The organism is Candidatus Limnocylindrales bacterium (assembly GCA_035571835.1).
In the GTDB taxonomy this organism is placed as follows: domain Bacteria; phylum Desulfobacterota; class Binatia; order UBA1149; family CAITLU01; genus DATNBU01.
In genome coordinates this window covers 60,955-82,736 of the sequence record DATNBU010000028.1, presented here as the reverse complement: position 1 = coordinate 82,736, position 21,782 = coordinate 60,955, and the positions used below count along the sequence as shown (strand labels likewise).

Sequence of the window (21,782 nt, the reverse complement as noted above, 5' to 3'; positions counted from 1 at the left end):
CCTCAGAGAGATAAGGACTTAGCGAAGGTGGCGCCCGCTGCGCCGCCTGGAAAGGCAGCGCCCAGTCGAACATGCTCGAGAATCTCCGCAAGAAAATCGTCGGCGACATCAGCACCCGCTTCATCAAGCGTCTGCGGCCCGTGGTCGCCAGCATCGGCGAGATGGAGCCGACGATCGCGGCGATGTCCGACGCCGAGCTTGCGGCGCAGACCGTGCGCTTCCGTGAACGGCTCGATCAGGGCGAGCCGCTCGACTCCATGCTCGTCGAAGCATTCGCGACCGTGCGCGAAGCCGGCAAACGGGTGCTCAACATGCGGCACTTCGACACGCAGATGGTCGGAGGCCTGATTCTTCACGCCGGCCGCATCGCCGAGATGAAGACCGGAGAAGGCAAGACGCTCGTCGCGACGCTGCCGCTGTACGCCAACGCGCTCAGCGGCAAGGGTGCCCACCTCGTCACCGTCAACGACTACCTGGCCCGCCGCGATGCGGACTGGATGGGACAGATCTACCGGTTCCTCGGCATGTCGGTCGGCGTCATTTACCACGACATGCCCGACGACGAGCGCATGGCCGCCTACCGCTCCGACATCACGTACGGCCAGAACAACGAGTACGGTTTCGACTACCTGCGCGACAACATGAAGTTCTCGGTCACGTCGTTCGCGCAGCGGCCGCTCCACTACGCGATCGTCGACGAAGTGGACTCGATCCTCGTCGACGAGGCGCGTACCCCGCTGATCATCTCGGGCCCGGCCGAGCAGTCGACCGAGAAGTACTACACGATCAACGGCATCATCCCGCGCCTGAAGAAGGACGAGCATTTCACGGTCGACGAGAAGCAGCGCTCGGCGATGCTCACCGAGGAAGGCGTCGCGTTCGTCGAAGACCTGCTGAAGATCGAGAACCTTTACGATCCGACCGCGATCGAAGTATTGCACCACGTCAACCAGGGCCTGCGTGCGCACGCGCTCTACAAGGTCGACGTGGACTACATGATCCACGACGGCCAGGTCGTCATCGTCGACGAGTTCACCGGACGCCTGATGCCGGGGCGCCGCTGGAGCGACGGTCTCCACCAGGCCGTCGAAGCCAAGGAAGGCGTGCGCATCGAGCGCGAGAACCAGACGCTCGCGACGATCACGTTCCAGAACTATTTCCGCATGTACGAGAAGCTCTCGGGCATGACCGGAACCGCCGAGACCGAGGCCGAGGAGTTCCGCAAGATCTACGGTCTCGACGTGATCGTGGTTCCGACCAACCGCCCGATGGTCCGCAAGGACCATCCCGACGTCGTCTACAAGAGCGCACGCGAGAAATACGACGCGGTGATCGAAGAGATCAAGGACTGCCACGAACGCGGGCAGCCGGTGCTCGTCGGCACGATCTCGATCGAAAAGTCCGAGATGCTGGCCGCCAAGCTCAAGGTCGACGGCGTGCCGCACCACGTGCTCAACGCGAAACAGCACCAGCGCGAGGCCGAAATCGTCGCGCAGGCCGGACGCAAGGGCGCGGTCACGATCTCGACCAACATGGCCGGCCGCGGCACCGACATCGTGCTCGGCGGCAATCCCGTGTTCCTTGCGCGCGCCGCATGCCAGCTCGGCGAGGAAGACGCGCGCTATCCGGAGATGCTCGAGAAGTTCCGGGCGCAGTGCGAAGCCGAGCGCGACGAAGTCGTTGCCGCCGGCGGTCTCCACATCCTCGGGACCGAACGCCACGAGTCGCGCCGCATCGACAACCAGCTGCGCGGCCGGTCGGGCCGCCAGGGCGATCCCGGCTCGTCCAGGTTCTTCCTGTCGCTCGAAGACGACCTGCTCCGGATCTTCGGCGCCGAACGCATCCAGGGCCTGATGCAGCGGCTCGGCATGGAAGAAGGCGTGCCGATCGAATCGCGCATGGTCTCGCGCGCTGTCGAAAATGCGCAGAAGAAAGTCGAAGGTCACAACTTCGACATGCGAAAGCATCTTCTCGAATACGACGACGTGATGAACAAGCAGCGCGAGATCGTCTATGCGCGCCGCCGGGCCTATCTCGAGTCCGAGAACCTGCGCAACGAAGCGCTCGAGCTGGCGACCGAGCAGGCCGAAGCGCTGATCGAGACGTTTCTTCCGGGCGAGCGCCGCACCGAGTGGGACTGGAAAGGCCTGTTCGATGCGGTCTTCGGCCACTATCACGTGCGCTTCGACCTCCCCGAGGAAGAGCGCGAGAAGATCACGCAGCCCGGCGCGAAGGAGAAGCTCGTCGCGTTCGTGCGCGACGCCTACGAGGGCCGCGAGCGGATGTTCGGCGACGACGTCGTGCGCCAGCTCGAAAAGTGGGTTCTGCTGCAGGCGATCGACCATCACTGGAAGGATCACCTGCTCGGCATGGATCACCTGAAGGAAGGCATCGGGCTGCGCGGCTATGCGCAGAGGAACCCGCTCCAGGAGTATCAGCGCGAGGGCTTCGAGCTGTTCGAAGCGATGATGGCGCGTTTCGAAGACGACGCCGTCGAGAAGCTCTACGCGATGCGTCCCATCACCGAGGAAGAAGCCCGCCTTCGCATGCAGCAGGCCGAAGCCGAGCAGGAAGCCGAAGCCGTCGAGCACGGCGCGAGCGAACCGGGCACCGCCGAACAGGCCGAAGCCGCGCGCGCGGAGCAGGCACAGATCGAGCAGCGCCGCCAGGCCGAGCGTCAGTCGTTCCAGCAGCGCATCGGCCAGCAGCGCCTCGAAGAACAGCGCGTGCGCGCCGAACGGCAGATGGTGATGTCGCACGGAAGCTCGGCGGCCCCGTCGCAGCGGCCGGCGCAGGCTTCCACGAGCACGGTCGGCCGCAACGAGCAGTGCCCGTGCGGCAGCGGCAAGAAGTACAAGAAATGTCACGGGAAGCTCGCGTGAAAATCGAGCCTGCCGCGTCGCCGGTCGCCGTGCGCGGCTTTCGTTTCTGCGGCGTGCACGGCGGCATCAAGAAGAAGGGCCGGCGCGACTTTGCGCTCATCGTCGCCGATCGTCCGTGCGCAGCCGCCGCCGTCTTCACGCAGAATCGCTGCGCTGCCGCGCCGGTCGTCGTCTCGCGCGATCACATCAAGGACGGCCAGCTCCAGGCCGTGATGATCAACTCCGGCAACGCCAACTGCGCAACCGGCGAGCAGGGCCTCAAGCTGGCGCGCTGGAGCTGCGACGAGCTCGCCTCGCGCCTCGGCATCGCGCCGACGCTCGTGATCCCGTGTTCGACCGGAGTGATCGGCGTTCCGCTCGACCACCGCGTGATGGCGCGCGCGATCTCGGTCGGCGTGGACTCGCTGAGCAAGCGCGGCTTCGGCGCCGCGGCGCGCGCGATCATGACGTCGGATGCGTTTCCGAAGTGGGCCGAGCGCAAGGTGAACGTCGACGGCGTCGAGATCCACGTGACGGCCATGGCGAAGGGCGCCGGAATGATCGAGCCGCACATGGCGACGCTGCTCGCGTTCGTGCTGACCGACGCAAAGATGTCGCCGGCTTGCGCCGGCGCGATGCTGAAAGACGGCGTCGCAAAGAGCTTCAACCGCATCAGCGTCGACGGCGACACCAGCACCAACGACACGTGCCTTCTGATGGCTTCCGGCGAGGTCGCCGGAGTGCCGATCGACGGTCCGGATTCACCGGGTTATGCCGCCGTAGCTGCTGCGGTAGCCGCCGTGCTCGACGAGACGGCCCGCATGGTCGTGCGCGACGGCGAAGGCGCGACCAAGATGGTCGACCTTACGATCACCGGCGCCGCGAGCGACGACGAAGCCGACCGCGCCGCGCGCCGCATCATCAACTCCCCGCTGGTGCGCTGTGCGATTACCGGAGCCGATCCGAACTGGGGACGGCTCGTCATGGCGCTCGGCAATACCGACGCGACGTTCGATCTCGGTGCACTCGAGGTGCGCGTCGGAAACGTGGCGCTCGTGCACGCCGGCGTCGTGATCTCCGAGGACGCCGTCGTGGCCGCGCGGCGCGCGATGAAAGCCGATGCGTATGAGATCGCGATCAAGCTCGGCGACGGGCCGGGAGCCGCGACGGTGATCACGAGCGATCTGACGACCGAATACGTCGTCTTCAACTCGGCGTACACCAGCTGACGTCCACGCCTTTTTCCCTCTCGCATCCGGGCGCGCATCGCCTAACATTGCTGCATGGCGAGACTGCACCACGGCCGCCGCACGGGAAGCGCCGACCTGCCACTCCATGGCGGGCATGTCCCCCCATGGCTCGCCGAGCGCATGACGCGTCTCGGCCGGCTGATTGCCGAGACGATTGTCCATCATTACGGCCGCGACGAGTTTCTCCGCCGCCTCGCGCATCCGTTCTGGTTCCAGTCGTTCGGCGCGGTGATGGGAATGGACTGGCACTCCTCCGGCATCACGACGAGCGTGATGGGTTCGCTCAAGCGCGGTCTTGCTCCGATAGAGGATGAGCTCGGGATCTTCGTCTGCGGCGGCCGCGGCCGCCATTCGAGGCGAACGCCGCAGGAGCTGATCGGCATCGGCGAGCGCATCGGGGTGGACGGAAACGGGCTGGCGCGCGCGAGCCGGCTGGCGGCGAAGGTCGACAGCGCTGCGGTCCAGGACGGCTTCGATCTCTATCTGCACAGCTTCGTGCTCGCGCGCGATGGCTCGTGGGTGGTCGTGCAGCAGGGGATGAATACCGACCGGCGCCAGGCGCGGCGCTATCACTGGTTGTCCGAAGGCCTGACGAGCTTCGTCGAGGAGCCGCACGCCGCCATCGACGGGCCGCCGCACGGCACGGTTCTGAACATGACCGACCGAAGAGCCCGCCCGTCGCGCGACAAACAGCTCGCGCTCGCACAGGCCGGCCCGGATCAGGTCGTCGACGTGCTCAAACGGATGCGGGAAGGAGAGCCTGCGAACGTCGAGATTTTCGGACCGGACGAGCCCGCGATGCCGCCGCATCTTGCGATGCCCGCGCACCACGACGTGCGCCCGACCGATGTGTTCCTGCGCCGGTTGCGCGGAACCCTCGCTGCTGCGGCCGATCACGGAGCGGGCAACTACGAAGAGCTGCTGCTGACGCCCGGCATGGGCGCACGAAGCGTCGCCGCGCTCGCGCTCGTCAGCGAAGTGGTTCACGGGACACCCGTACGCTTCGAAGATCCCGCACGATTCGCCTTCGCGCACGGCGGAAAGGACGGCCATCCGTTTCCCGTCCCGCTGCGCGTCTACGACGAGACGATCGCAACGCTCAAACATGCGCTTGCGCTGTCGAAGCTCGGCAACGACGAGAAGCTTGCCGCAATCCGCCGGCTCGACGAGCAGGCGCGCATGCTCGAGAACCGCGGCAGCGCCACGTTCGAAGACGTCGTCGCTGCCGAACGGGCAGCCAGTCGAGGCCTCGGCGGTGCGACGGTCCTCACGCACGATCGTTCGGCTCAGCCGAAGCGCGCAAGGCCGGTCGCCACGCAGGATCAGCTCCGGCTCTTCAAAAGTTGAGCGACCGCTGGCATCGGGCGGTCCTGACGGAACGGGCACGAAACCGCAGGTGAAAGGGCTCGTCGCGGGTTTGTGTGGGTGCTTCGGGGTCGCGAGCCGAGCGAGCGCCCGCCATCGCCCGACATTCCGCGGGGAATGTTCGCGTTGGCGAGATTGCTCACCGCGCGCGCCTCCATCCCGCAACATTCCCCGCGGAATGTTCGTACAGCAGGGACATTGCCGCGCTGGCGGCGCTGCGCATCGCAACAACAAGCCCATCGCCGTAGCGCATCGACACAAGCCGGTTTCCGCATGAATCAGGATCGTCGGGCAAAAAAAGGCCCGGGCGACTTTCGTCGCCCGGGCCGTCCCGCAGAGCGCAGACCGTGGGTCGGGTCTGCGCGAACGCAGACCTTCGATCAGGTCTGCGCGAACGCGATGCTGAGTCCGAGCTGCCAGTCGGCCGCGTCGGAAATGCCGATCGCTCCCGTCGGACGCAGCATGAGCTGCCCCGCGTCGCCGATCGGGAAGATGATGTCCACGCCGGGCACGACGCTCACCGGGTCGTCGCCGACGCCGCCGAATGCCGTGATGTCCGACGACGTCACGCCGTGGCCTTCGTTCTGATGGAGGTCCGCATAGTGCGCACCGATCAGCTCCGCTCGCAGCACGACCATGTCGCCAATCGGCGCGAGGACATCGGCGCTGTAGGTGAACGCGTCGGATCTCTCGCTGTCGGTGAAGCGCGAGTAGCCGACCGAAGTCCCGAGGTGGACCGGTCCGGCAACGAAGCCTGCCGTAAGGAACGGATTGAAGCCGTATTCGTCCGACGTGAACGCCTGCTGGTCACCGCTCGGGAAGCTCGCGCTCATGCCGATGCCGAGCGTGAATACGTCGGTACGAACCGGAACGATTTTGCCCCAGAGGCTGAGATCGCCGACGCCATCTCCTTCGAAATTTCCGAAGCCGGCATCGAGTTTGACGTATTCGTACGGCAGCAGCAGGCCGGCTTCCCACATCTCCTGGCCGTACGAGACGTGCAGGAACGTGTGTGCGCCATCGATATCGATGCCGCGTGTGTCGTCGTTGAAGTACAGGCTTCCGACTTCCGCCCACACGCCGCGGGAAGTTTCCGCGTCGGTGATGAAGCTTGCGAACGAGCGGTAGAACGCCTCGCTCTCCTGAACTTCCTCTCGCATCTGCACCGCCGGCGGCGAAACGGGCGACTCGGTCGCTTCCTCCCGCTCACCGTATGCGCCCGCGAATGCCGCGGACGGCAGTGCGAGCGCGAGCACCGCGCTGCACGTCAATAATTGTTTCTTCATACTGGAAGGCCTCCTGAGTTTTCTCGCAGCGTCTGCTCGTGGAGACCTCGCGGATCACCGGAGAACCCGGCACCGCTCCGCCACCACCACCACTCCACCGCAGCACGCATCTTAACGACGCATGGATGCAAAGGCCAGATTTCGTACATATTCAGCGCGCACGCGGCGTACAAAAATGGACAGCCGCGACGTTTCGATGCCGAAGCGCCCAGAGTGCGATCTCGGAGCGCTCAAAGTGCGTTTCGTCGCATCCCGCGCGGCGCGAAGCGCAGGCCCGTATTCAGCGGAGCACCGACAGCACGCCGAGGGCTGCCGACGCCAGCGACGCCGCCGTGCGAACGCTGTTCCAGAACGTCCACTCTCGAACGTACTGCGGCCAGTATTCGAGAGCCTCTGGCGATTCGGCGTCCATGTGCTCGAGCTTCTCGTTTCTCGGGATGTTGCATGCGAGCGTGACCAGCGCCGAGCCCACGAGAAACAGCGCTCCACAGTAGAAGAGCAGCGGCGAGCCCGGCTGCGTCCAGAAAAAACACGATACGATCAGGCACGCCACGCTCAGGCTGCTGGTCGCGACGAACAGCGGCACGAAGCGCGACTCGAGCACCACGACGTTGATGCTCTGCATGGCCGCAATGCCCTGGTTCGCGGGCAGTCGTGCGAGCGATTGCATGATGAAGACCGAGAAACCCAGGAACACGCCGCCGATCGTCGCCGCACCAGCGCTGCACGCGAGGGTCAGGACCGCAATCATCATGCGTCCGCATACCCGAAACCTCGACCGGTTACATCGTGCGCCGCCCTCAGCGGCTGGACACAGGTCGGCCGAAGGCTTAGTCGTCGCGACCGTCGACGATTTCCGGAGGATCTTCCATGCACGTATCTCGCAGTCTGATCGTTTCCGCTGCCGCCATTGCGCTTTCCATCTTCGCAGCCGCCCGGCCGGCTGTCGCAGCAGACGCCGAAGCGTGTCGCAGCAAACAGATCGGCGCCGCCGGCAAGGCGTGCTCCAGCGTTCTCGGATGTTACAGCAAGGCCGCAAAGAGCAGCGCAATGGTCGATTCGACGTGTGTGATCGACGCGCAGGTGAAATTCGGCGGAAAGCTCGACAAGGCCGAGGATGCGCTTTCCTGTGATTTCGAAAACGTCGATACCGACGCGAACAGCTCGCTGTCCGGCATGGCCTTCGATGTCTCCGACGGCGAGCTCGCCTATACGGTGAGCGCGTGCGCGTCGAAGAAAATCAAAGCCGCCGCCAAGAAGTGCAAGGCGCTCCTGAAGTGCTATTCGACGGCCGCCAAGGCGAGCACACCTTTCGCGCCCGATGCCGACTGCGTCACGAAGGCCGCCACCGCCATGACCGACGCCTTCGCGAAGATCGACCTCGCCGAAACGTGCGTGCCCGCGGATCGATCCGCTGAAGTGGCCCAGCTCGTCGACGATGCCGCGGCGGACATCGTGGAGCTCTTTACCCACGGCCCGGGGACACCGACGACCTTGCCTCCGGACAACACCGCGCCGACGATCACGTCGGTCTCGCTGACGCCGGCGACGGCCTACACCGACACGACGCTTACGTGCACGCCAAATGGCGGATTCGATGCCGACGGCGATACCATCACGTATACGTACTCGTGGACCGTCAACCTGGCTCCGATCAGCGCCACGACCAGCACTCTCGGTGGTTCGAGCTTTGCAAAAGGCGATAGCGTGAGTTGCACCGTAACGCCGACGGACGGCACCGCCGACGGCGCTGCCCTGACAAGCAATACCGTGACCATTGGCAACACGGCGCCGGCAGTCACGTCGGCGGCGATCACGCCGACCGATCCGCAGGAGGCCTCGACGCTCACGTGCACACCGTCGGGCACGAGCGATGCGGATGGAGATACGGTAACCTTCGGATATTCGTGGAAGAAGAACGGAACGACGATAGGCGGTCAGACCGCGTCCACGCTGACGGGAGCGTCCTTCAACAAGGGCGACATCATCCAGTGCGTCGTCACGCCGAACGATGGAACAGACGCCGGGTCGGCAGTGACGAGCGACATGGAGTTCATCGAGAACACGCCGGCGACTCTCACGTCGGTCTCGCTGACGCCGACGACGGCCTTTGAATCGTCCACGATGACCTGTACGCCGAACGGCTTCTACGATGCCGACGGAGACAGCCCGTCGTATATCTACTTCTGGGAGGTCAGCGGCAGCGGCGTACCGGGCCAGAACTCTTCCACTCTGACGGGTACGTATTTCAATGCCGGCGATACCGTGGACTGCTACATGTTCGTCGGTGATGGCGAAGAGGTCACGCCCATTGCGTACATAAGCAACGTCGTGACGATTCACTAGACGAGTGCGTTTCAGTTGCTGAGAAGTCCGGCCGCAACTCGTGCGGTCTTGATTGCCTGGGGATGATCACCCACGGCTACGTGGTCGATCAACGTGCCGCTGGCATAGTCGATGACGGCGACGCTGTCGGGCCCACGTTCCGTCACGTAGCAGCTTCGTCCGTCCGGACTGGTGGCCGCCCAGCCAGGCTCGTCGCCGACCGGCACTTGCGCGGTCATCTGCATGGTCGATGCATCGACGATGGCAACGTAATCGGAAACGGTCGCCGCTGCACACAGTGTTCGTCCGTTCCCGGAGATCGCGAGCCCGTGGTGTGCCGCTTCGTTGGTGTACTCGTGCGGATCGATCGCCGCGACTTCTGATGGTACCGGCAGGTCGAGTCGCGCGGTCTCGCGTCCGGAGGCAAGGTCGATCTTCACCAGGCCGTGAAAATACGAGAGCTGCGCGTAGGCGGTCGAACCGTCATCGCTGACGACGAACGGCCGCAGTCCGGCAGCAACAGGAATCGTCTTCTCCACACGCAGCGAACTGGTATCGGCGACCGTGATGTTTCGCTCGCCTTTGCGACTGTCCGGGAGCAGCAGGTTACCGATGCTGCCGTTGTAGACCTTGGAACCGTCGCGAGAGAGCTCCATACCGTGCGCCCATTCGCCGGTTGCGAACTCGCCGATCTTCTCGCCGCTGATTGTATCGAACGCTTCGACTTTATTCGCAGTGGTTGCGGCGACGAACAATCGCCGGCCGTCCAGTGTGACGGCTGTGTGGTCCGCACGAAGGCCGCTCACCGGTGTTCGCCACAGCAAGCTGCCGCTGGCGAGATCGAAAGCAGCCACGTCTCCGAGGTAACCGCGAGCCACAAAGATTGTCGTTCCATCGGGAGAGACGGAAAGATCCTGAGCGAAGTTGGAGCCCTGAATCCGGTGCAGCATGGGATAGAGGAGGGTGCGCGCGATGCCATGAGGCTCACGTCCGTCGGGAACGACGTCGATTTGTCTCAGTCGCTGGCGGGTGACGGCGTCGAAGACAGTGACGGTACCGCCGTAGGAGTCCGCGGTCAGTACGATGTCACGCGTGGGAGCTCCGGGTTCGGCAGCCACTGGGCGATCGCCGGCCCAGACTGCCGAGTGCCACGGAGGTCCTGAGCCCGGTTGCAGGATTCCGAGGACGATCAGTGCCAGGAGCATCGCGATAGCGAGCAGCAGTGCGAGGAGGACCACTGTGGCGGATAGCAGCCGCAATGCTATTCGTGCTTGCCGGTCACGTCCGCGGACTGGACTGACCGTCCGCTGCTGTCGCGAAACGTCGTCCGGTCCCCGCTTGTCGATGCGGTTCCGACGCTTCGCCCCGAAGAGTCGCGGAACGTCGTACGATCACCGGACGTTGTCGCGGTGCCGACCGTACGCCCCGAGCTGTCGCGAAAGGTCGTGCGATCCCCGCTCGTTGATGCCGTCGCGGCGGTTCGCCCGGAAGAATCGCGAAACGTCGTGCGGTCACCGGACGTCGTGGCGGTGCCGGAAGCTCGACCGGAGCTGTCGCGGAACGTCGTGCGATCGCCGCTCGTCGATGCCGTTCCGATACTGCGTCCGGAAGAATCGCGGTACGTCGCGCGCTCTCCGTCGCTGGAATGAGTGGACAGGTATCGCGACGGCGCGTCGGTACCGGGCGGTTTCGGCGCGCTCGTACCGCAGGCCAGCAGCAGCGCGGGTGAAGCGAGCAGTGCGACGTCGAGGACGAGAGCAATCAGCAGTTTTCGCATAGCGGGATCACCTTATATGGACGTCGCGTTCGGGTCTCCTTCGGACACCCACTCCGTGAGCAGCGTATACGCCACCGCGAGCACGACCGGTCCCACGAACAGCCCGATGACTCCCATCGCGAGCAGCCCGCCGATCACGCCGGAGAAAATGAGGATCAGCGGCAGGTCGGCGCCGCGGCGAATGAGCACCGGGCGCACGAAGTTGTCCATGAGGCCGCACACCAGGGACCATACGAGGAACGCGGTTCCCCACGTGGCTCCGCTCGTCGAGTAGAGCCAGATCGTAACGGGAATCAGAACCGGAAACGGGCCGACCTGGGCGACGCTGAACACGAACGCGAGCCCGATCAGGAACGGCGCGAACGGCACCTGCACCACCAGAAGTCCGATCGCGACCAGCACCGTCTGCAGTGTCGCGGTGACGATTACGCCGAGCGCGACTCCGCGAATCGCGCCGGCCGCCAGCTCGGCCGCTTCTTCGCCATGCTGGCCTCCGATCCGGCGCGCGAACTGAAGCACGAAACGGCCCGCCGATTCTCCGTTCGTGTAGAGGATCGCCGAGATCAGGACGGTCAGCAGGAAATTGACGACCAGCATGCCGATGCTGCCGACCTGCTGGACGACCCACAACGCCAGTTGCTGCGCATACGGCGCCAGTATCGCCGTGAGCTCGTCGGGTGGCAGCGAGGCGGCGTAGTGCCAACGTGCGCTGAGCTTCGTGCCAACGAGCGGAAGGCTTGCTACCCATGTCGGAGCTTCGGGAATCCGGAACGCTGCGAGGGATTTCGACTGTTCGACGATCAGGTGGCTGTTGTCGACGAGCGCCTTGATGCCGAACGACAGCGGAACGATCAGCACGAGCAGCAGCGTGATGGTCATTGCGGCCACCGCGAGCGAACGCCGCGTGAGCAGCGACTCGAGCCGCAGGAACAGCGGCCACGTCGCCACGACGATGGTCGTCGCCCACGCGACGGCCGCCAGGAACGGACTGACGATCCACAGCGCGCTCAGGATCAGGATGCCGATCGCCAGCACCTGGAGCATCGCCCGTGGAAGATCGAACTGGTTTGTCGTCATCGCGGCGGAGCTCCCGTCTTCGAAGCGCCCGGCCCGTGCGCCTGCGGCGATACTTACTCGGATTCGCGGCCTGGGCGAAGCGCCGGCCTGCGCGGGGTCCCCGGCCCCGGCCGTGCGACTTTTGCAAGAATGACGTGCGACGATAGAAGGGCCCGATGCGCTTCACCTACGCCGAGTCCATGTGCGATCCCATGCAGCTCCTTCCGCTTGCCAGGGCGTGCGACGAATCCGGATGGTCGTCGTTCGTGGTGCCCGACAGCATCGCGTACCCCGAGCATTCCGATTCGAAGTATCCGTACACGCCCGACGGCGACCGCCGCTTTCTCGACGGCAAGCCGTTCATCGAGCCGTTCACGCTGATGGCGGCAATCGGCGCGGTGACGACGCGCCTTCGCACGACCACGTTCGTCGTCAAGCTGCCGATCCGCCATCCGGTGCACGTCGCCAAGCAGCTCAGCTCGGTCGCCGCGCTCACCGGCGGACGCGTCGCGTTCGGCGTCGGAAGCAGCCCGTGGCCGGAAGACTTCGCGATCACCGGTACGCCGTGGAAAGACCGCGGCCGGCGCATGGACGAGATGATCGAGATCATCCGCGGCCTGATGACCGGCCAGTATTTCGAATTCCACGGCAAGCACTTCGACATTCCGAGCATCAAGATGTGTCCCGTTCCGGAAAAGCCCGTGCCGATCCTGATCGGCGGACATTCCGAAGCGGCGCTGCGCCGCGCGGCGCGCACCGGCGACGGATGGATGCACGGCGGCGGCTCCGACAATCTCGACGCTCTGCTCGCGCAGCTCGCCGACTTGCGGCGTGAGGCCGGCACCGACAAGAAGCCGTTCGAGATTCACGTGATCTCGTTCGACGCGTACACGCTCGACGGCGCGAAAAAGCTCCGCGACCAGGGCATCACCGATGCCATTGTCGGGTTCCGAAATCCGTATGTCGGAGAAGACGATGTTCCGCTGCAGGAGAAGATCGATACGCTGCGGCGGTTCGCGGACGACGTGATCGCGAGGCTCTAGCGGCCGTCAGGCCCGCTTGCCGAGCGTAAACCGCACCGTCGCGCCCTTGCCAGGCTCGCCGGTCGCCGACACGCGACCTCCATGAATCCCGACGATGCGCTTGACGGTCGCGAGCCCGACACCATGGCCTTCGAACTCGCGCGGATCGTGCAGCCGCTGGAACGGCATGAAGATGCGCTCGGCCTGCGAGGGCTCGAACCCGATGCCGTCGTCGCGCACGAAGTAAACCGGACCGCCGGGACAGTCGTCCACGCCGAATTCGATGCGCGCGCGTGTTCGCGATGCGGTGAATTTCCACGCGTTGCGCAGCAGATTGTCGATCAGTGCGGCGAGCAGCCGCGGCTCGCCGTCGACGAGAACCCCCTCGCGAATGACGAACTCGACGCGGCGTTCCGGTTCGGCCGTCGCCAGCGACAGCGCGAGCTCGTGCACGATCGCGCTGAGGTCGGTCTCTTCGAACTGCGGCTCGAGCCGCGTGATGCGCGACAGCCGGAGCAGCGCATCGATGAGGTCGCCCATCTTCTGGCTCGTCACGCGGATGCGCTCGATGATGGTCCGCGCTCCGTCCGAGAGCCCTTCGGCGTGATCCTCGACGAGGATCCGGCTGAATCCATCCACGCTGCGAAGCGGCGCGCGCAGGTCGTGCGAGACCGCATAGCTGAACGATTCGAGCTCGCGGTTGGCGCTGGCGAGCTGGGTGGTCCGTTCTGCGATCTGGTGCTCGAGCTCGGCGTGAACTTTCTGCTGGCGCTCTTCGGTGCGGCCGCGCAGGATTGCGGCGGCGAAGATCTCGCCGATCACGCACAGCAGCGACACGGTAGTCTCCGACCATTCGACGACGTCGTTGCTTGCGAACGTGACGAAGCCGATCGAGCTCTCGCTGCCGATCAGCGAAACGGCCACGCCGGAGCGGACACCGTTCATTTCGAGGAAGCGGCGCTCGGGTGCACCTTCGCCGAAGTCCGCCTTGACGTCGCGCACGATCATCGGTCGCCGCCGGTGGAAATCCTCGTCCCAGATCGGAAACTCGTAGCGGTTGAAGAGCGGGATCCGGTCGATCTGGGGGCGCTTGTTGACCCGGTCCCATACGTTCGTGCAGCGCGACAGCCCGTCTTCGCCGTCGATGTCGATCCAGACGCTGCAGCGGTCGATGCCGAGCACGCCCGCGGTTTCGCGCAGCGCATCCTGGATCGTCTCGTGGATCGCCTGCGGCGCGACGGCGATCAGCCGCGTCGAGAACAGCGTAACGAGGCGCGCAAGCCGGTGGCGAAGCGCGAGCTCGCGCTTGGCCTGTTTGTCGACAGTGATGTCGACGGCGTAGACGAGGAAGTGGTCGGGCGTCTCGTCGATGCGCGCGATGCAGATCAGGATCGACACGCGCGAGCCGTCGGGCCGGTAGATGTCCTGCTCCCAGGGCGTGCTGCATCCGGCGCGCTCGACCTGCTCGAACGCGCTCTGCGTCATCGGCAGAAATTCGGCAGGGGTAAGCGAATCCCAGCGCAGGCGCCCGGCTTCGAGATCGTCGCGCGACGCTCCGATGACCTGGAGCGCGCCGTCGTTGGCTTCCCAGATCCGGCCGTCGTTATCGACCGAGAGAATTCCGATTGCGCCCGATTCGAGAAGCTTGCTCAGGCGCAGCTCGCTGCGCTCGAGCTCGGCGCGAAGCGACTGCTGCTCGAACGCGCTGCGCAGCATCTCGGCCGCAAGATCGAACAGCCGCATGTCCTCGTCGCGCCAGCCGGCTTTACGCGTCGCGGTGACGAAGACGGCAAAGCCGAGCAGCTCGCCGCGCTGGCTTCGCACCGGTACCGCGAGAATCGATTCGAGGCCGAACAGGTCCCAGCCGAGACGCTCTTCGACGGCCTCGGGCGGAAGCTCGGCGGGATCTTCGTAGTGGAGCACGCGCCCCTTGCGCAGCTCCGCCATCGACCACTGCATCGCCCTGGTGCCATGGATGTTGCGGAGCACGCTGGCGGGAGCACCCTTGGACCATTCGTGCGTCACCAGCAGTTTTTCGCCCGGCATTTCGAGCCGTGCGAGAAGCGCACGCTCGGCACCGGCGAAAGTGGCGATGCGCTCGAGCGTGCGCGCGAGCGCATTGTCGAGCTCGGTTCCGGCAAGTCCGATGAAGTCGGTCGCGAGGCCGGCGGTCAGCTCCTGGAAACGTACCTGCCGATCGCGCGCGTCGTCGTCGCCGACCGTGCGGGCGAGCACTGCCGCAACGTGCGCCCGCGCAGCGGCAAGCACGTCGCCGCCGGCCGCCGCTCCGTTCGCGCTGCCGGCAATGCTCACGGGCGAGCCTTGGCATGCGGGCCGGCCGCATGCGTGCCAGCGGAGCCATGCGGACCGTTCGAACCATGCGGACGATGCGGAAAAGAGAGCCAGATCGTCGCGCCTTTGTCCGGAACGCCGTCGGCCCATGCCTTGCCGTCGTGCATGCGGACGACCCGTTCGACCATGGCAAGGCCGATGCCGTGCCCCTCGAACTCTTCCATGTTGTGCAGGCGCTGGAACGCACCGAAGAGCTTCTCGGCAAACTCCGGGTCGAAGCCGACGCCGTTGTCGCGCACGCAAACGAGCGTCTGCCCGTCACGGGCGGTGGCATCGAGCTCAATGATTGCCTGCTCGCGCAGCGCCGTGAACTTGAACGCGTTGTCGAGAAGCTGGGTCAGCGCGATCGCGATGAGGTTCGGGTGGCCGGTGATGCGGATGTCCGGGGCAATCTTCACGACGACATTGCGCTCGGGATCGCGGCGCCGGAGATCGTCGGCGATGCCTTCGGCGATGTCGGACACCGTCACTTCGTTCCACACCATCGACGTGCGCACGACGCGCGACAGCTGGAGCAGGCCGTCGATCAGATGAGCCATGCGCCGGGTCGCGACCTGGATGCGTGCCAGAAGCCGGATCGCGTCTTCGCGCAGCTCGCCGGCGAAGTCCTCGCGCAGCACCTGCGACATGCCGTCGATCGTGCGCAGCGGTGCGCGAAGATCGTGCGAGACCGAGTACGCAAACGCCTCGAGCTCGGCGTTGCTGGCTTCGAGCTGCGTTCGGCGAAGCTCGACCCGCCATTCCATCGTTGCGGCAGCGCCGGCGATTTCCTGGTCGAGACGGCGCCTCTCGAGCGCATTTGCGACGATGTCGCCGAAGACTCTCAGCGTTGCCAGCAGGTCGTCGGCAATGCTCATGCGGCGTGTGCAGAAGAACAGGATGAATCCGCGCATCGTGCCGCCCGGAAGCAGCGGAACGCTGATGCACGACTGCAGGCCGAAGCGCTCCATCGCGGCGCGCTCGCCGGACGCGTTCTCCGGCAGGGTTTCGATGTCGGCAAGGTAAGTCGTGCGCCCGGCGCGAAGCCGCTCGCGCCACCATGGCCGGTCGGCCAGCGAGATGCGCGCTTCGGGTGTCTGCCGGATCGATTCGCGGCTCCACCACGCACGCCGCGACGCGGTCTCGACGTTCGCGTCCACGTCGAAAATGACCACGCCGTCGAACTGGAAGCGACGCGCGACGTCGCCCAGGGCCTCGACGACCGCCTCCTCGATTTTTTCCGCCGCAAGGGTCAGCAGCCGGCGCGAGAGCTCGCCGTGAAGCCGGTCGATGTCGTCGCGGCGGCGAAGCTCGTCGGTCAGCCGCTGGCGCGAGCTCAGGTCGATGGCCACCGACAGCATCTCGTCGGACTGCGGCGCGAGCGACGTCAGCGAACAGAGCACCGGCACCTTGCTTCCGTCCGGGCGCTCGACCTGGCGTTCCCACGGCATCACGCGCCCCGTGCGCTCGAGAATGCCGAGCATGCGGGTGTCGTTCTTGCGCTCTTCTTTCGGCGTGGTCTCTTTCCACGGAATTCCGTCGGCCAGGTCGTCGCGCGTCCGGCCGAGAAGGCGAAGTGCGGCTTCGTTGGCATCGACGATGGTGCCGTCGCTGCGACGCATCGACAGCACGCCGACCACGTTGCTGTCGCATAGGCTTTTCCAGCGCGCCTGGCTTTCGCGCAGCCGCTGCTCGGCCCCGGTCCTGTCGAGCGCATGGACCATCATGCGCGCGGGAAGCTCGAGCAGCTCATAGAGCGCTTTCGGCCACGCGTTCGTGCGCGGCCGGGTCGTCGACATCGACGCAAAGCCGATCACGCGCTCCTTGCGGTAGACCGGAAGAAGGATCGCGGCGCCGAGGCCGAGCCCGCGCAGCAGCAGAGCCTCATTGGCCGCGAGCCGCGGAAGCAAGTCCGGGCGTATCACCTCGACCGGCGAGCCCGCGATGATCTGCGGAAGGCCCCAGCGAAACGGCGAGACGTGCTCGACAAGGCCCTTGAGCGACCACAGCCCGGGCGCATGCCAGTCGTGCTCGATCGACCAGCGCTCGTATTTGTCGTCGAACATCACGAGCGCCACCCGGTCGACGCCGGCGTAACGACCGATCGCCGACATTGCGTCTTCGACGGCAGCCGGAATCTGGTCGGTCGGAACCGAGATGAAGCGCGTTGCCAGCGCGGTCATCAGCGTGTGCCGTTCGAAGCGCGCCTCGAGGCTGTCGAAGTCGCGCCCGGAGGCATCGGTTGCGGGCTCGACCGGAGTGTCGGACGCCTGGAGGGTTTCGACGGTCATCGGGACCCCGGACAATAGCCCTCGCCCGCGGTTCCGTCCAAGGTTTTGCGGCATTTCGGCAAGCGGCGAAAGGTTTCCCTTTGCAACGGACGTTCGGTATCTAGCCGCCCATGAAAGCCTGCATTTTCACCGCAAACCACGAACCGATGCCCGTCGAAGAGATCACCCTCGATGCACCTTCCCAGCCCGGAGAAGTGCACGTGAAATGGTCGGCGAGCGGCGTCTGCCACTCCGACCTGTCGATCTGGGAAGGCAAGCTGCCGATCCCGCCGGGCAGCATTCTCGGACACGAGGGCGCGGGCATCGTCGTCTCCGCCGTCGAGAGCAAGACCGGGCTCAAGGCCGGTGATCACGTGATCGGCAACTTCGTGCCGATCTGCGGCGAATGTTTCTTCTGCACCCACGGCCAGCCGTTTGTCTGCGAGCGCGGCCAGCAGATCGGCATGAGCCGCTTCCCGTTCGCGCGCAGCGACGGCAGCCGCATGTTCGGAGCCGTCGGCGGTCTGGCGACGTTCTCGGAGGAAGCCATCGTGCACGAAGCGGCGCTCGTCAAGGTGCCGTCGGACTTTCCGCTCGACCAGGCCTGCCTCGTTGGCTGCGGCGTGACGACCGGAGTCGGCGCGGCGCTCAATGCCGCGAAGGTCACCAAAGGCTCGACGGTTGCCGTGATCGGTTGCGGAGGCGTCGGACAGTCGGTGATTCAGGGCGCGCGCATTGCCGGCGCGGCCCGCATCATCGCGATCGATCTCAACGAGGCGAAGCGGGCTACCGCCACGAAGTTCGGTGCCACCGATACGTGTGATCCGGCCGTGTCCGATCCCGTCGGTTTCGTGCAGGGGCTGACCGAAGGGCGCGGCGCCGACTTCGCATTCGAAGTCGTCGGCCACACCAAGCTGCAGCGCCAGGCGCTCGACATGACGCGCCCCGGCGGCGCGTGCTGCTGGGTCGGCGTGCCGAGCATCATGGACGAAGTCTCGGTGCCGGCCGGAATGATCCCGCTGCAGAACAAGAGCATCATCGGCACGATCTACGGCTCGGCCGACTGCCGCGAGGATTTCGTCAAGTTCATCAATTTCGCCAAGTCCGGCGATCTCGATCTTGCCGGCATGGTCTCGCGCCGCATCAAGATCGGCGAGATCAACGAGGCGTTCGTCGAGATGTCCAAAGGCGATTCGATCCGCTCGGTCGTCATCCACGACTAAAAGGGGACAGGTACATTTAAAATTTCCCTGTCTTTCCGCGATTTTTTTTGAGCGACCCGCGCGAAGAAGCTCTCGCCGGAATCCCGATCGCGGTGGTCGTGCCGGCCTACCAGGCCGAGGACCGGATCCGCGACACGCTCGCGACCATCCCTTCGTTCGTCCGCCGCATCTACGTCGTGATCGACGGTGCGACCGACGGCACCGCGCCAGCGGTCGTCGAGGCCGCATCGGCGGATCCGCGCATCGTGCGCATCGATCACATGCAGAATCGCGGCGTCGGCCGCGCGATGCGCAGCGGCTATGCGCGCGCACTCGAAGACGGCGCCGCCATCGTCGCCAAGATGGACGCCGACGGCCAGATGGATCCTTCGGCGCTCGCGTCGCTCATTCTGCCGGTCGCACTCGGACGGGCGGACTACGCCAAAGGAAACCGTTTCGTACATTCGCGCGAGATCCGCGCGATGCCGGCCGTCCGCCTCGCGGGCAATGCGGCGCTGTCGCTGATCTCGAAGCTTTCGACCGGCTACTGGAACCTTCTCGATCCGACCAACGGCTACACGGCGATCTCGCGCGAAGCGCTCACGGCGATCGACTTCGACGAGCTCGACGACGGCTTCTTCTTTGAATCGAGCATGCTGGGCGAGCTTTCGCTGGCTCGCGCCGTGACGGTCGATGTGGCGATCCCGGCGCGTTACGCCGGCGAATCGAGCCATCTTTCCGTCGCGCGCAGTCTCCTAGAATTTGCCGTAAAGCACGCGCGTGTGTTCCTGCGGCGGCTGTGGGTTCGCTACGTCGTGCTGGATTTTTCCGCCGTGTCGCTGCTGCTCGCGATCGGCATTCCGCTTGCGGTTTTCGGAATCCTGTTCGGTGTGCGCGCCTGGATCGTTTCGTCGATGCACGGCGTGCCGGCTACGGCGGGAACCGTGATGGTCGCGGCGTTTACCACGGCGGCCGGTCTTTTCGGGATCGTGCAGGCGATGATCTACGACATTCTTTCGGTTCCTGCCGCTCCGCTCACGCCGCCGCGCATCGGGATCGTTGCGCCAAGCACTGCGCCTCGCGGCGAGCGCGATGGACCTGCCGCTGCTCACGGCGGATGACGCTTCTGTTCTTGCCGCAGGCTGGAACACGCCCCGCGAACGCATCTCGACTTGTCGTCGTAAAGGATGGTATCAACCCCGCCATCGCGCCGGGCGGATCGGCCCGCCGTCAACAGGAGAATCCATGCGGAACCCGGCTGCCCTCTGCGCAATCGTCTTGCTCGCAGCGTCCTTTACGCCCGGCTCGGCTCGTGCCGGGACGGATTTCGGTCAGTCGAAGGCGCTTGGCCCGCAGGGGCCGGCGTACGAGTACTCGCCGCAGATCGCGACCGACGGGAACGCAACGTGGGTTACGGTCTGGAATACGACGGCCGACCCGGGATTCGCCACCGAAATCTCGCGATCGCTCGATGACGGACAGACCTGGAGTCACCGCCAGAAGCTGATGGACTCGAACTCTGGCGCATCGATAGCCACCGACGGCTCGGGCAAGTGGATCGTCGCTGACATCAGGAGCCAGTCCTACGTCGTCGTCATGACGTCGACAGACAACGCCGCCACATGGAGCGCGCCACAGGACATCTTCGCCTCTTTCGACGGCGGGAACACCTTCCCACGCATCGCAACGGATCGTGCCGGAACGTGGATCGTCGTCTGGAGGACCGAGTCCGCTCTTGGAAACACGATCGGCCAGGATGGTGACATCCTGTTCTCGCGTTCCACCGACGGCGGCGACACGTGGTCGAGCGCTGCACCGCTTCATTCCGATGCTGCAACCGACTCCCGCTACGACACGTTTCCGCACCTGGCAACCGACGGAAGCGGTGTCTGGGTCGTAAGCTCGGGCTACGGCAATGCGGAGGTCGTGCGCAGCACGGACAACGGTGCAACGTGGAGCGCTCCGCTCAGTCTCAATCCGGTTGCGAACGCGCGCTACGGCTCGACGGATGTCGCAACCGACGGAGCAGGCAACTGGGTGACGGTTTGGACGTACCAGGACTATCCCGATGCGTATTTCGTCGCGTCGTCGCACTCGACCGACAATGGCGCAACGTGGTCACCGGGCACCGTTCTTCATCCGTACTTCAAGCCCTTCTACGTGGGCTACCACGCGGGGCCGAATGTCATTGCCGCACCGAACGGTGAATGGCAGGTGGTGTGGGAGTCGAGCGACGGCCTGGTCCATTCCATCGGTGTGGTCGATTCCGATCTTCTGACCAGCTACTCGCGTGACGGCGGCGTTTCGTGGTCGTCCCCGGCGGCGCTGACGACGAGCGCGCGCAGGGATGGTCTCATGGACGACTTCGGCGCGACGATTGCGACCAGTCCGACAGGTCGAACGATCGCAGCGTGGACCTCCGCCGAGACGCTCACGAACGGCGACAGCTTGTTCCGAATCGCATTTGCCGGCGCAGACCGCGAGTGCCCGACCGTCGCACGCGAAGATTGCCTGCGATCGACGGAGGCCGAAGGGTCGTCGCTATCGATGAAGGATGCATTCGGAGGAGCCGACCGCCTGAGCTGGCGTCTTCGTTCGGTTGAAGCAACGAGTGATCTCGACATCGGCACCCCGACGACGACCGACGACTACGTCCTGTGCCTCTACGAAGAGGTCGATTCATCGGCCGGACTGGTCGGAGAATGGAACGCGCGCGCCGGCGTGACGTGCGGAGATCATCCGTGCTGGACGCTCGGTGGCGGCAAAGCGGAGATGCGCGATTCCAATCTCGCGAACGGCTCGATCAGGAAGCTCACCATTCGAAGCGGAGCAGACGGCGAGGCATACGTTCGTGTCGTCGCAGGCGGTCCGGCTGTCGCACTTCCCGCGCTGCCGCTGAACACGGATGCACCTGTCCGGATCCAGCTCGCGAACCTCGCAACGAGCGCATGCTGGGAGGGCATTCACGATCAGGCGAGCACCAACGATCCGGTATCGTTCCAATCGCGGTCCGACTGAGGACCGCTACGGCAACGGC

General features: G+C 65.3%; 15 protein-coding genes. 8 read left to right on the top strand and 7 right to left on the bottom strand.

Annotated features, from left to right (window positions below; genetic code table 11):
• Window positions 1-71 precede the first annotated feature (71 nt).
• The 3 genes from secA to VN634_11820 are packed head-to-tail and all read left to right on the top strand — an operon-like array spanning window position 72 to window position 5,458.
• The gene (gene secA / locus VN634_11830) at window positions 72-2,882 is read left to right on the top strand and encodes a preprotein translocase subunit SecA (GenBank protein HXC51568.1); all 2,811 of its coding nucleotides are present in this window, start codon (window positions 72-74) and stop codon (window positions 2,880-2,882) included.
• Entirely contained in the window at window positions 2,861-4,090 is a 1,230-nt protein-coding gene (gene argJ / locus VN634_11825) for a bifunctional glutamate N-acetyltransferase/amino-acid acetyltransferase ArgJ (protein HXC51567.1), read from the top strand. Before secA ends, argJ begins: the two co-directional genes overlap by 22 nt.
• Window positions 4,091-4,144: 54 nt before the next feature.
• On the top strand, window positions 4,145-5,458 hold the full coding sequence (locus VN634_11820) for a DUF763 domain-containing protein (protein ID HXC51566.1): 1,314 nt from the start codon (window positions 4,145-4,147) through the stop codon (window positions 5,456-5,458).
• Window positions 5,459-5,856: 398 nt separating this feature from the next.
• Here the strand turns inward: VN634_11820 and VN634_11815 are convergent, their stop codons facing one another.
• Both VN634_11815 and VN634_11810 read right to left on the bottom strand, forming a co-directional pair.
• On the bottom strand, window positions 5,857-6,762 hold the full coding sequence (locus VN634_11815) for a hypothetical protein (GenBank protein ID HXC51565.1): 906 nt from the start codon (window positions 6,760-6,762) through the stop codon (window positions 5,857-5,859).
• 280 nt (window positions 6,763-7,042) lie between these two features.
• On the bottom strand, window positions 7,043-7,516 hold the full coding sequence (locus VN634_11810) for an anthrone oxygenase family protein (protein HXC51564.1): 474 nt from the start codon (window positions 7,514-7,516) through the stop codon (window positions 7,043-7,045).
• 116 nt (window positions 7,517-7,632) lie between these two features.
• On the opposite strand from VN634_11810, the gene VN634_11805 reads away from it, so the two are divergent.
• On the top strand, window positions 7,633-9,108 hold the full coding sequence (locus VN634_11805; protein ID HXC51563.1) for a hypothetical protein: 1,476 nt from the start codon (window positions 7,633-7,635) through the stop codon (window positions 9,106-9,108).
• 11 nt (window positions 9,109-9,119) lie between these two features.
• On the opposite strand, the gene VN634_11800 is transcribed toward VN634_11805, so the two are convergent.
• From VN634_11800 to ydiK, 3 genes are all read right to left on the bottom strand, one after another.
• Window positions 9,120-10,205: a YncE family protein gene (locus tag VN634_11800; protein ID HXC51562.1), complete on the bottom strand. Its 1,086-nt coding sequence runs from the start codon at window positions 10,203-10,205 to the stop codon at window positions 9,120-9,122.
• A gap of 143 nt (window positions 10,206-10,348) precedes the next feature.
• Entirely contained in the window at window positions 10,349-10,864 is a 516-nt protein-coding gene (locus tag VN634_11795; protein ID HXC51561.1) for a hypothetical protein, read from the bottom strand.
• A 12-nt stretch (window positions 10,865-10,876) separates the two neighbouring features.
• A complete protein-coding gene (ydiK, locus tag VN634_11790) occupies window positions 10,877-11,941 on the bottom strand; it encodes an AI-2E family transporter YdiK (GenBank protein HXC51560.1) in 1,065 nt (354 codons plus the stop codon).
• A gap of 155 nt (window positions 11,942-12,096) precedes the next feature.
• On the opposite strand from ydiK, the gene VN634_11785 reads away from it, so the two are divergent.
• Entirely contained in the window at window positions 12,097-12,963 is an 867-nt protein-coding gene (locus tag VN634_11785; GenBank protein HXC51559.1) for a TIGR03619 family F420-dependent LLM class oxidoreductase, read from the top strand.
• Window positions 12,964-12,969: 6 nt separating this feature from the next.
• On the opposite strand, the gene VN634_11780 is transcribed toward VN634_11785, so the two are convergent.
• A complete protein-coding gene (locus VN634_11780; GenBank protein HXC51558.1) occupies window positions 12,970-15,255 on the bottom strand; it encodes a GAF domain-containing protein in 2,286 nt (761 codons plus the stop codon).
• On the bottom strand, window positions 15,252-17,564 hold the full coding sequence (locus VN634_11775) for an ATP-binding protein (protein ID HXC51557.1): 2,313 nt from the start codon (window positions 17,562-17,564) through the stop codon (window positions 15,252-15,254). Before VN634_11775 ends, VN634_11780 begins: the two co-directional genes overlap by 4 nt.
• Before the next feature lie 110 nt (window positions 17,565-17,674).
• Between VN634_11775 and VN634_11770 the strand changes: the two genes are divergently transcribed.
• The 3 genes from VN634_11770 to VN634_11760 all read left to right on the top strand — a co-directional run bounded on the left by VN634_11770 (window position 17,675) and on the right by VN634_11760 (window position 21,763).
• Window positions 17,675-18,766 carry a Zn-dependent alcohol dehydrogenase gene (locus VN634_11770; GenBank protein ID HXC51556.1) on the top strand — a complete coding sequence of 364 codons (1,092 nt, stop codon included), beginning with the start codon at window positions 17,675-17,677 and terminating at the stop codon, window positions 18,764-18,766.
• Between the two features lie 47 nt (window positions 18,767-18,813).
• A complete protein-coding gene (locus tag VN634_11765) occupies window positions 18,814-19,866 on the top strand; it encodes a glycosyltransferase family 2 protein (protein ID HXC51555.1) in 1,053 nt (350 codons plus the stop codon).
• A gap of 157 nt (window positions 19,867-20,023) precedes the next feature.
• Complete coding sequence (locus tag VN634_11760; protein HXC51554.1) at window positions 20,024-21,763, top strand: sialidase family protein; 1,740 nt, start codon at window positions 20,024-20,026, stop codon at window positions 21,761-21,763.
• Window positions 21,764-21,782 lie beyond the last annotated feature (19 nt).

Bases quoted from the DNA above. Each gene is read 5' to 3' on its own strand.
- argJ (HXC51567.1), top strand. From the start codon at position 2,861: ATGTCACGGGAAGCTCGCGTGAAAATCGAGCCTGCCGCGTCGCCGGTC.
- ydiK (HXC51560.1), bottom strand. From the start codon at position 11,941: ATGACGACAAACCAGTTCGATCTTCCACGGGCGATGCTCCAGGTGCTG.
- VN634_11805 (HXC51563.1), top strand. From the start codon at position 7,633: ATGCACGTATCTCGCAGTCTGATCGTTTCCGCTGCCGCCATTGCGCTT.
- VN634_11820 (HXC51566.1), top strand. From the start codon at position 4,145: ATGGCGAGACTGCACCACGGCCGCCGCACGGGAAGCGCCGACCTGCCA.
- secA (HXC51568.1), top strand. From the start codon at position 72: ATGCTCGAGAATCTCCGCAAGAAAATCGTCGGCGACATCAGCACCCGC.
- VN634_11815 (HXC51565.1), bottom strand. From the start codon at position 6,762: ATGAAGAAACAATTATTGACGTGCAGCGCGGTGCTCGCGCTCGCACTG.
- VN634_11785 (HXC51559.1), top strand. From the start codon at position 12,097: ATGCGCTTCACCTACGCCGAGTCCATGTGCGATCCCATGCAGCTCCTT.
- VN634_11795 (HXC51561.1), bottom strand. From the start codon at position 10,864: ATGCGAAAACTGCTGATTGCTCTCGTCCTCGACGTCGCACTGCTCGCT.
- VN634_11770 (HXC51556.1), top strand. From the start codon at position 17,675: ATGAAAGCCTGCATTTTCACCGCAAACCACGAACCGATGCCCGTCGAA.
- VN634_11810 (HXC51564.1), bottom strand. From the start codon at position 7,516: ATGATGATTGCGGTCCTGACCCTCGCGTGCAGCGCTGGTGCGGCGACG.
- VN634_11775 (HXC51557.1), bottom strand. From the start codon at position 17,564: ATGACCGTCGAAACCCTCCAGGCGTCCGACACTCCGGTCGAGCCCGCA.